General features: G+C 45.9%; 10 protein-coding genes. 8 read left to right on the plus strand and 2 right to left on the minus strand.

The window, feature by feature from the left end:
* The first annotated feature begins 10 nt into the window (after positions 1-10).
* From hisG to hisIE, 8 genes are all read left to right on the plus strand, one after another.
* Positions 11-907: an ATP phosphoribosyltransferase gene (gene hisG, locus CAG68_RS00050; protein ID WP_005378180.1), complete on the plus strand. Its 897-nt coding sequence runs from the start codon at positions 11-13 to the stop codon at positions 905-907.
* Positions 908-912: 5 nt separating this feature from the next.
* On the plus strand, positions 913-2205 hold the full coding sequence (hisD, locus tag CAG68_RS00055; protein WP_054577956.1) for a histidinol dehydrogenase: 1293 nt from the start codon (positions 913-915) through the stop codon (positions 2203-2205).
* Positions 2206-2223: 18 nt separating this feature from the next.
* A complete protein-coding gene (gene hisC, locus CAG68_RS00060; protein ID WP_086046628.1) occupies positions 2224-3264 on the plus strand; it encodes a histidinol-phosphate transaminase in 1041 nt (346 codons plus the stop codon).
* Positions 3265-3333: 69 nt separating this feature from the next.
* Complete coding sequence (gene hisB, locus CAG68_RS00065; RefSeq protein ID WP_005389832.1) at positions 3334-4407, plus strand: bifunctional histidinol-phosphatase/imidazoleglycerol-phosphate dehydratase HisB; 1074 nt, start codon at positions 3334-3336, stop codon at positions 4405-4407.
* A 26-nt stretch (positions 4408-4433) separates the two neighbouring features.
* Positions 4434-5048 carry an imidazole glycerol phosphate synthase subunit HisH gene (gene hisH, locus CAG68_RS00070; protein WP_017821716.1) on the plus strand — a complete coding sequence of 205 codons (615 nt, stop codon included), beginning with the start codon at positions 4434-4436 and terminating at the stop codon, positions 5046-5048.
* A 12-nt stretch (positions 5049-5060) separates the two neighbouring features.
* Positions 5061-5798: a 1-(5-phosphoribosyl)-5-[(5-phosphoribosylamino)methylideneamino]imidazole-4-carboxamide isomerase gene (gene hisA / locus CAG68_RS00075; protein WP_053307442.1), complete on the plus strand. Its 738-nt coding sequence runs from the start codon at positions 5061-5063 to the stop codon at positions 5796-5798.
* The gene (gene hisF / locus CAG68_RS00080; protein WP_004749837.1) at positions 5780-6553 is read left to right on the plus strand and encodes an imidazole glycerol phosphate synthase subunit HisF; all 774 of its coding nucleotides are present in this window, start codon (positions 5780-5782) and stop codon (positions 6551-6553) included. The genes hisA and hisF overlap by 19 nt, the downstream gene beginning before the upstream one ends.
* Positions 6550-7185 carry a bifunctional phosphoribosyl-AMP cyclohydrolase/phosphoribosyl-ATP diphosphatase HisIE gene (gene hisIE, locus CAG68_RS00085; RefSeq protein WP_053307441.1) on the plus strand — a complete coding sequence of 212 codons (636 nt, stop codon included), beginning with the start codon at positions 6550-6552 and terminating at the stop codon, positions 7183-7185. The genes hisF and hisIE overlap by 4 nt, the downstream gene beginning before the upstream one ends.
* 275 nt (positions 7186-7460) lie before the next feature.
* On the opposite strand, the gene CAG68_RS00090 is transcribed toward hisIE, so the two are convergent.
* Both CAG68_RS00090 and CAG68_RS00095 read right to left on the minus strand, forming a co-directional pair.
* Positions 7461-7976, minus strand: coding sequence for a YchJ family protein (locus tag CAG68_RS00090; RefSeq protein WP_031812834.1), 516 nt, complete (start codon positions 7974-7976; stop codon positions 7461-7463).
* Between the two features lie 87 nt (positions 7977-8063).
* Positions 8064-9278, minus strand: coding sequence for an EAL and HDOD domain-containing protein (locus tag CAG68_RS00095; RefSeq protein WP_017821720.1), 1215 nt, complete (start codon positions 9276-9278; stop codon positions 8064-8066).
* Positions 9279-9363 lie beyond the last annotated feature (85 nt).

Genomic DNA, 9363 nt, shown 5'->3' on the forward strand with positions numbered 1-9363 from the left:
GGACAAAGCAATGCAAACACAACGTTTAAGAATCGCAATTCAGAAAAAAGGTCGTCTTAGCAAAGAGAGTCAAGCTCTACTAAAACAGTGCGGCGTAAAGTTCAACGTAATGGGCGAGCGTTTAGTTGTCCATTCTGAAAATATGCCAATTGATTTACTCTTGGTTCGTGACGACGACATCCCAGGTTTAATTATGGATGGCGTGGTTGACCTTGGCTTTATTGGCGAAAATGAACTAGAAGAAGTTCGCCTTGACCGCAAAGCATTAGGTGAACCCTGCGAGTTTGTTCAGCTTCGTCGACTTGATTTTGGTGGCTGTCGTTTATCTATCGCAATCGACAAGGACGAAGAGTACAACGGTCCACAAGACTTAGCTGGCAAGCGTATTGCTACAACGTATCCTCAACTTCTAAAAGCGTACATGGATGAAGCCGGCGTTCCATTCTCTACATGTATGCTGACAGGCTCTGTAGAAGTTGCCCCTCGCGCGGGTCTCGCTGATGCTATCGCTGATTTGGTTTCTACAGGTGCAACACTGGAAGCGAACGGCCTTAAAGAAGCTGAAATTATCTTTAAATCAAAAGCGACATTGATTCAACGCACAGGTGAGTTCGACGCAGACAAAGTGGCGCTAATCGAAAAGCTGTTAACTCGCATGCAAGGCGTGCAGCAAGCGAAAGAATCTAAGTACATTATGCTTCACGCCCCAGCAGAGAAGTTAGATCAAATTAAAGCACTACTGCCAGGTGCTGAAGACCCAACTGTTCTTCCTCTTTCTGCAGATAAGCAGAAAATGGCTGTTCACTTAGTGAGTTCTGAAAACCTATTCTGGGAAACAATGGAACAGCTGAAAGAGTTGGGCGCAAGTTCAATTCTCGTTCTACCAATTGAAAAAATGATGGAGTAAGCATCATGAGAACAGTCGTTTGGCAATCATTAAGTGAGAATCAGCAAGACTCTATTTTGGAGCGCCCTGCTATTGCAGAAGGTGCCAATATCACCACTGCTGTGGCCGAAGTTATTGCTAAAGTTCGAGAAGAAGGTGACTCTGCTCTTATTGAGCTGACAGAAAAGTTTGACCGTGTTAAGCCTGAATCCATTCGTGTTTCTTCTCAGGAAATTAAGGCAGCGTCAGAGCGTTTGTCAGAGTCAATGAAGAGCGCACTAGAGCAAGCTTACGCCAATATTTCTAAGTTCCACAAAGCGCAAAAGCCGCAACCGCTCAAGGTGGAAACGCAGCCAGGTGTTCTTTGTGAACAAGTAACACGTCCAATTCAAAAAGTGGGTTTGTACATTCCTGGTGGCAGTGCGCCTTTGCCATCGACTGTTTTGATGCTCGGCGTTCCTGCAAAAATTGCAGGTTGTCGTAAAGTCGTTCTTTGTTCTCCACCGCCAATCGCTGATGAGATCCTTTATGTCGCGAAGCTGTGTGGCATTGATGAAGTGTACAACGTCGGTGGTGGCCAAGCAGTTGCTGCAATGGCTTATGGCACCGAGACTGTATCGAAAGTAGATAAGATCTTTGGTCCGGGCAACGCTTACGTGACCGAAGCAAAACGACAGGTTAGCAATGATTTCCGCGGTGCTGCGATTGATATGCCAGCAGGGCCATCAGAAGTGCTAGTGATTGCAGATGAAACCGCAGATGCAGACTTTATCGCTGCGGATCTTTTGAGCCAAGCGGAACACGGTCCTGATTCTCAAGTGGTATTGGTGACTCCTTCTCCTGTGATTGCTGATCAAGTGACGGATGCGGTTCAACGTCAGCTTAAGGAGCTATCTCGTGCAGACATCGCAGAAAAGGCTCTGGCATCAAGCTTGATCATTATTTCCGAGTCGATGACGCAGTCAGTTTCTATTTCCAATTACTACGGTCCTGAGCACTTGATTGTTCAGACTAAGAACCCTCGTGAGCTTCTACCTCTATTAGATAACGCAGGTTCTATCTTCCTTGGGGATTGGTCTCCTGAATCTGCGGGAGATTACGCATCGGGGACTAACCACGTCCTTCCTACTTACGGTTACACACGTACTTATTCAAGCTTAGGTTTGGCGGATTTCTCTAAACGAATGACGGTTCAGGAGCTTTCTGCTGATGGTTTAAAGAACCTTGCACCAACGGTAGTCACGATGGCTGAAGCAGAAGGTCTGGACGCTCACAAACGTGCTGTTACTATCCGCGTAGAAAAATTAGCAAGTAAGTAAGAATAAGAGAGTAATGAGATGGAAAAGCTAGCGCGTAAACAAGTCCAACAGCTTACCCCTTATATGTCGGCTCGCCGAATCGGTGGTACGGGTGACGTATGGCTAAATGCCAACGAATCACCATTTAACAATGAATACAAAACAGACTTTGCTCGTCTTAATCGTTACAGCGAATGTCAGCCTAAAGAACTGATTTCTGCTTACGCAGCCTATGCGGGTGTGAAACCAGAGCAAACATTAACATCTCGTGGTGCGGATGAAGGTATTGAACTACTGATTCGTGCATTCTGTGAGCCGGGTGAAGATGCGATTCTTTACTGCCCACCGACTTACGGTATGTACGCCATCAGTGCAGAAACCATCGGTGTAGAGTGCAAAACCGTGCCGCTAACGTCAGATTGGCAACTAGACCTTGCAGGCATCGAAGCTAATCTGGATAACGTGAAACTGGTTTTTGTATGTTCGCCAAACAACCCAACAGGTAACTTGGTTAAGCGTGAGGACATTGTGTCTCTGCTTGAGATGACAAAAGACCGTGCAATCGTGGTGATGGATGAAGCGTACATCGATTTTTGTCCAGAAGCGTCAACGGTAGACCTACTGGCGCAATACCCGAACCTTGCAATTCTGCGTACTCTGTCGAAAGCTTTTGCGCTTGCAGGTCTACGTTGTGGATTTACGCTTGCGAACGAAGAGCTGATTAATGTACTTCTTAAAGTTATCGCACCTTACCCAGTCCCAGTTCCAGTGGCAGAAATTGCGACTCAGGCGCTTTCGGAAGCTGGTTTAGCGCGAGCGAAGTTTCAAGTTCTCGATTTGAATGCAAACCGTGCTTACTTGCAAGTTGGCCTTTCAATGATTCCGGGCTTGGAAGTGTTTGAAGGGTGGGGGAACTACCTATTGGTGAAATTCCCAGATGGCGATGACCTTTTCAAAGCGGCTTGGGATACGGGCATTATTTTGCGTAACTCGCCAATTGAAAACTGTGTGCGTATCAGTGTGGGTAACCGTGACGAGTGCGAAAAAACGCTTGGATTTATCAGAAACTACTACGCATAAATAGAGACAGAATTTATCGCTCTCGCTAAATAGCGGGAGCGCCAAAAGAATAGCAATAAGGAAGTTCGAGTGAGCAAACAACAAAAAATCCTTTTTATCGACCGTGATGGCACCTTAATTGTTGAGCCGCCGATTGATTTTCAAGTAGACCGTTTAGATAAGCTAAAACTAGAACCATTTGTTATCCCAAGCCTGCTGTCGTTGCAGGATGCAGGATACCGTCTAGTGATGGTCACGAACCAAGATGGTTTGGGTACCGACAGCTACCCACAAGCTGATTTTGATGCACCACACAACATGATGATGGAGATCTTTGAATCTCAAGGTGTGAAGTTTGATGATGTGCTGATTTGTCCTCACTTCGATGAAGATAACTGCTCTTGCCGTAAGCCTAAATTGGGCTTGGTAAAAGAGTACCTTCAAGGTGGCAAAGTGGATTTTCAAAACTCTGTTGTGATTGGCGATCGTCAAACCGATCTTCAACTTGCAGAAAACATGGCAATTCGTGGCATTCAATACAACCCAGAAACCATGGGTTGGAAACAGATCCTAAAAGATCTCACGGTGAAGGCTCGCGTTGCTGAAGTGGTTCGCACCACAAAAGAAACAGACATTAAAGTATTCGTTAATCTTGACGAGCAAGGCGGTAACGATATTTCTACAGGTCTTGGCTTTTTTGACCACATGCTGGATCAAATTGCGACGCACGGTGGATTCCAAATGGTGTGCAAAGTGGAAGGTGACCTGCACATTGATGATCACCACACAGTAGAAGATACCGCTCTTGCGTTGGGTCAAGCGTTGAAAGAAGCACTGGGTGACAAGCGTGGTATTGGTCGCTTTGGCTTTAGCTTGCCAATGGATGAGTGTTTGGCGCAATGCGCACTAGACCTATCAGGTCGTCCTTACCTTAAGTTCGACGCGCAGTTTAGTCGTGAGCAAGTGGGTGATCTTTCAACAGAGATGGTGGTTCACTTCTTCCGCTCTCTGACTGACACATTAGCGTGTACGTTGCACCTTTCTTCTGCGGGCAACAATGATCACCACATCATTGAAAGTCTATTTAAAGCGTTTGGTCGTACGTTACGCCAAGCAATCAAAGTAGAAGGCACTGAGCTACCAAGTAGTAAAGGCGTGCTTTAAGGCTAACGTTAGCAAGGAGAAAAACAGTGACAGAACAGAAAGTTGTCATTATCGATACTGGCTGTGCCAACGTTTCTTCGGTGAAGTTTGCCATTGAACGCCTAGGCTATGACGTAACGATTTCAAAAGATCCGCAAGTCGTATTATCCGCAGATAAGCTATTCCTACCGGGTGTGGGAACCGCCAGCGAAGCGATGAAGAACCTAGAAGAGCGCGATCTGATCAGCTTGGTAAAACAGGTAGAAAAGCCATTACTAGGTATCTGTTTAGGCATGCAACTGTTGGGCAAAGTGTCTCAAGAGAAAGGGCAGAAAGCCGACGAGTTAGTTGAGTGTCTTGGACTTTGTGATGGCGAAGTGAAGCTACTACAAACTGGCGATTTGCCGTTGCCGCATATGGGGTGGAACACGGTCTCTGCAAAAGCAGGTAATCCACTTTTCAAAGATATTGAAGAAGGAGAGTATTTCTACTTCGTGCACAGCTTTGCGATGCCTGTTGGGGATTACACGATTGCGGAATGTGAATACGGCAACCCGTTCACAGCAGCAGTACAAAGCGGTAACTATTACGGCGTGCAATTCCACCCTGAGCGTTCTTCAAAAGCGGGCGCGAAGCTTATTCAAAACTTCTTAGAATTATAAAAGGGATTTAGTGTGATTATTCCAGCTCTTGATTTAATTGAAGGACAGGTGGTTCGCCTTTATCAAGGTGATTACGGCCAAGTAACTGAGTACAAAGTCGACCCAGCAGAGCAGTTCAACTTGTACCACCAAGCTGGTGCTAACTGGCTGCACTTGGTGGATTTAACTGGCGCGAAAGACACGACAGCACGTCAACTTGATTTAATTGCAAAGCTACTAGCAAGCACGCCAGCGAACATCCAAATCGGTGGCGGAGTGCGCACAGAGCAAGACGTGATTGAGCTGCTAGAAGCGGGGGCTCAGCGTGTTGTCGTTGGCTCAACAGCAGTAAAACAGCCAGAGCTTGTGAAAGGTTGGATGGAAAAATACGGTGCAGAGAAAATCGTTCTCGCGCTAGACATCAACATCGATCAAGACGGCACACGTAAAGTAGCGATTTCTGGTTGGCAAGAAGATTCAGGCGTGACTATCGAAGCTCTGATCAACGATTACCTGACGGTAGGTTTGCAGCACGTGCTTTGTACGGACATTTCTCGTGACGGTACGCTAGAAGGCTCAAACGTAGAGCTTTATGTCGACCTATGTAAACAGTACCCACAAGTGCAGTTTCAATCTTCAGGTGGCATTGGCTCATTAGCAGATATCGAAGCGCTAAAAGGCAGCGGTGTGGCTGGTGTGATTGTTGGTCGTGCGCTGTTAGATGGTAAATTCACAGCAGAGGAGGCATTTGCATGCTGGCAAAGCGAATAATTCCATGTCTTGATGTTCGTGATGGACAAGTGGTGAAGGGCGTCCAGTTCCGCAACCACGAAATCATTGGCGACATCGTTCCTCTGGCGCAGCGTTATGCGGAAGAAGGCGCTGACGAGCTTGTGTTCTACGATATTACCGCTTCAAGTGATGGGCGTGTCGTTGACAAAAGTTGGGTCGCTCGCGTTGCTGAAGTGATTGATATTCCCTTCTGTGTCGCTGGTGGTATTAAATCAGCGGAAGATGCAGCGCGCATTCTTGAGTTTGGTGCAGACAAAGTGTCTATTAACTCACCTGCATTGGCTAACCCGCAACTGATTACTGACCTTGCTGATAAGTTTGGTGTGCAATGTATCGTCGTTGGTATCGATTCATACTACGACAAAGAGACAGGCAAGTATCAGGTTTACCAGTTTACTGGCGATGAAGAACGCACCAAAGCAACTCAATGGGAAACACGTGATTGGGTGCAAGAAGTACAAAAGCGTGGCGCTGGTGAAATCGTACTGAACATGATGAACCAAGACGGCGTACGTAACGGTTACGATATTGAACAACTTAACATGGTGCGTGAAGTGTGTAACGTGCCATTGATTGCATCGGGTGGGGCAGGTGCTATGGAGCACTTTGCGGAAGCATACCAAAAAGCAAATGTGGATGGCGCGCTTGCCGCATCGGTATTCCACAAACAAGTCATCAATATTGGTGAACTAAAGCAGTATTTGAAACAACAAGGCATTGAGGTACGACTATGAGTGTGAAAGCCGCCGAAGTAAGTTCGCTAGTTGAGCGAATCAACTGGGAAAAGGTGGATGGTCTGGTACCTGCTATCGTACAAGATTTCCAATCAAGCCAAGTGCTGATGATGGGTTATATGAACCAAGATGCGTTGGCAAAAACGGGCGAAACAGGTCAAGTGACGTTTTTCTCTCGTACCAAGCAGCGTCTTTGGACGAAAGGTGAGACCTCCGGCAACGTATTGCAACTAGTGAACATTCAGCTCGATTGCGACAACGATACGCTACTGGTGAAAGTGAATCCCATTGGTCCTACGTGTCACTTGGGTAACACAACTTGCTGGGATGTGGACCCTCAAGAGGAGTCACAAATGGTGTGGCTTCATCAACTTGAGCAGCTATTGGCTGCCCGCAAGAGTGCCGACCCAGATTCCTCTTATACTGCCAGTCTTTATGCCCGTGGCACCAAGCGTATTTCGCAAAAAGTGGGCGAAGAAGGCGTTGAAGTCGCGCTTGCGGCGACGTCGGGCGATAAGGCGGAGTTAGTGTGTGAATCTGCAGATTTGATTTATCACTTAATGGTATTGCTTCAAGACCAAGGCTTATCGATGAATGACGTAGTGAACAAACTGAAAGAGCGTCATAAGTAAGCTTGCGATAAGTGAAAGCCCCTATGCTCTCGAGCCTAGGGGCTTTTTACTTTAGTGTTCTTGATTCGGGGCAAAAACCGGCAACAGTGCTGGTGGCGATTAGATTCTGAATCACGCTCGTCCCTCGCTGTTCAGAATGACGGTATATTTTCTAATGGTACTTGCAGTAGAGTTATTTACTTCAAATAGGTACATATATTCACGTCACTCCAACGAACCTAGGCGAAGTCAAGAATCCAATTAAATCGAGCTCAATAAGCTAGGAGTGGATGATCTTACCCACAACACTTCTTAAATTTCTTACCGCTTCCACAGATACACGGGTCGTTACGACCTACTTTTAGGCTACTCACTGGTTGGTTTAGGCGAGGATCTTGTTCTGGTTCTTCTTCTAGCTCTTCTTCTGGAAACGTGCCGTCAATGTAGTACCAAAGCCCATTTTCTTTCACGAAACGAGAACGCTCTGTCATACAGTAGCGTTTGCCGTCTTCATCAAAATAAGCGCTAAACTCTACAAAGCCTTCATTGTCATTACTGCCAGCTTCTGTTTTTACAACTTCAAGCTTGCACCAATCGCTGTCGATAGATTGGGCAATGCCTTCACGTTGCTCTTCTGCATTACAGCTTGGGTGGTATGTGTTCACCACGTAATCCACTAGACCTAACACATGCGCGCTGTAACGAGAGCGCATTAGCTGCTCCGGAGTGGTGACGTCAGCGTGGTTATTGTGGGCAATTTCACAACACTGTTGGTAGGTGCGGTTAGAGCCGCAAGGACAAGAAGAAGCCATAAAATGAAATCTCGATTAATTAAGCGGTAAAAACAAACAACCCCACATAAGTGAGGTCGCAGGTATTCTTTGGGGCATTATAGCCGTTTAGGGCGTTTGAGACAGCAGTTCTTGAGCCCATTCCGTCGATTGATTAAAAGCGTCTGCTAATTGAGGTTCGGTTAATTTAAGAACGGTGCAATATCGCTCGGCTAACTCCCAGTCCGCTTGTTCGTAGGCGATCGTCATCGAAAGTAAGTGACCAAGTACGCCTTTTCGACTGGTTAATGCGAGTTTTATATCTTCGTCAACGGGGATATCTTCAATGACATCCGAGAGCGGTTGATCGAGCAAAGATCCGAGCAAAGAAAACATGCCTGTCAAAAAAGCCTGCCCAGGGTCATACCTAGTGTTCATTTGACTAAGTAGCAGTTCACACATTCGTGCACGCTGAATCGCTAAAGAGTAAAGAGAGTCAGGTTTATCTTCTTGAACGGAGGCAATTGCAACTAAGGAAATAAAGCGTCGTAGTCGCTCTTCACCCAGATAAATAAGCGCCTGTCTGAACGATTTGATCTTAGTCGTTAATGTATATCCTGAATTTACGTAAGTAAGCAGCTTGTATGACAGCGTCACATCAATCGAAAACAGACGTTCAACCTCATTGAAGTCGATGGGCTTATCTGCAATCTCTTTACAAAGTTGGATGACGGTAAGAAACGCGGGGTTCAACCGTTTTTTCTGGATCATCTCAGGTTTGCTAAAAAAATACCCTTGAAAATAGTTAAAACCGGCTTCTAGAGCTTGCTCAAACTCTTCATAGGTCTCTACCTTTTCCGCAAGAAAGTCGATTTTAAATGGGCTCAACGCCTGAATAAAAATGGCAGCTTTCTTGATCGGCACAAGTCTAATATCAAACTTGATCATGGAAACGTATGGAAGAAAACGCTTCCAAGCTTTCGTCGGAACAAAATCATCCAGAGCAATTTTGTACCCGCACTCATGAAGGTGCTTGATGGCTTCTAACAGTTCTTCTGTCGGTTGGCAGTCTTCAAGGACTTCAATGACGAGAGATTCTTTAGGAAACAAAGTTGGGACCAAGTTCACCAAGCTTTGATGCGGAAAGTTAACAAAGCCAAGTTTGTTTCCTAATGTGTTGTAATGCGTCGACAAAAAATGATCGGATAGCAGTCGACTAGTAGCCAGCTCTGGTTCTACTTCAGGGAAGGTATTTTTAGGGCCGTCTCGAAAGAGGAGTTCGTAACCTATGGTTCGTTTTTCTCTATCCAGAATCGGTTGGCGAGCTACGTAAGAATACTTCAATTAGGTACTTCGTTCTGTTTAACTTAGTATTATGATAATAGCGATTTTTTACAAAATATCTACGACTTGAGCGTGAATCTTCTAC

Source organism: Vibrio sp. V42_P2S4T144, from assembly GCF_009904715.1.
GTDB classification, from domain to species: Bacteria; Pseudomonadota; Gammaproteobacteria; order Enterobacterales; family Vibrionaceae; genus Vibrio; species Vibrio alginolyticus.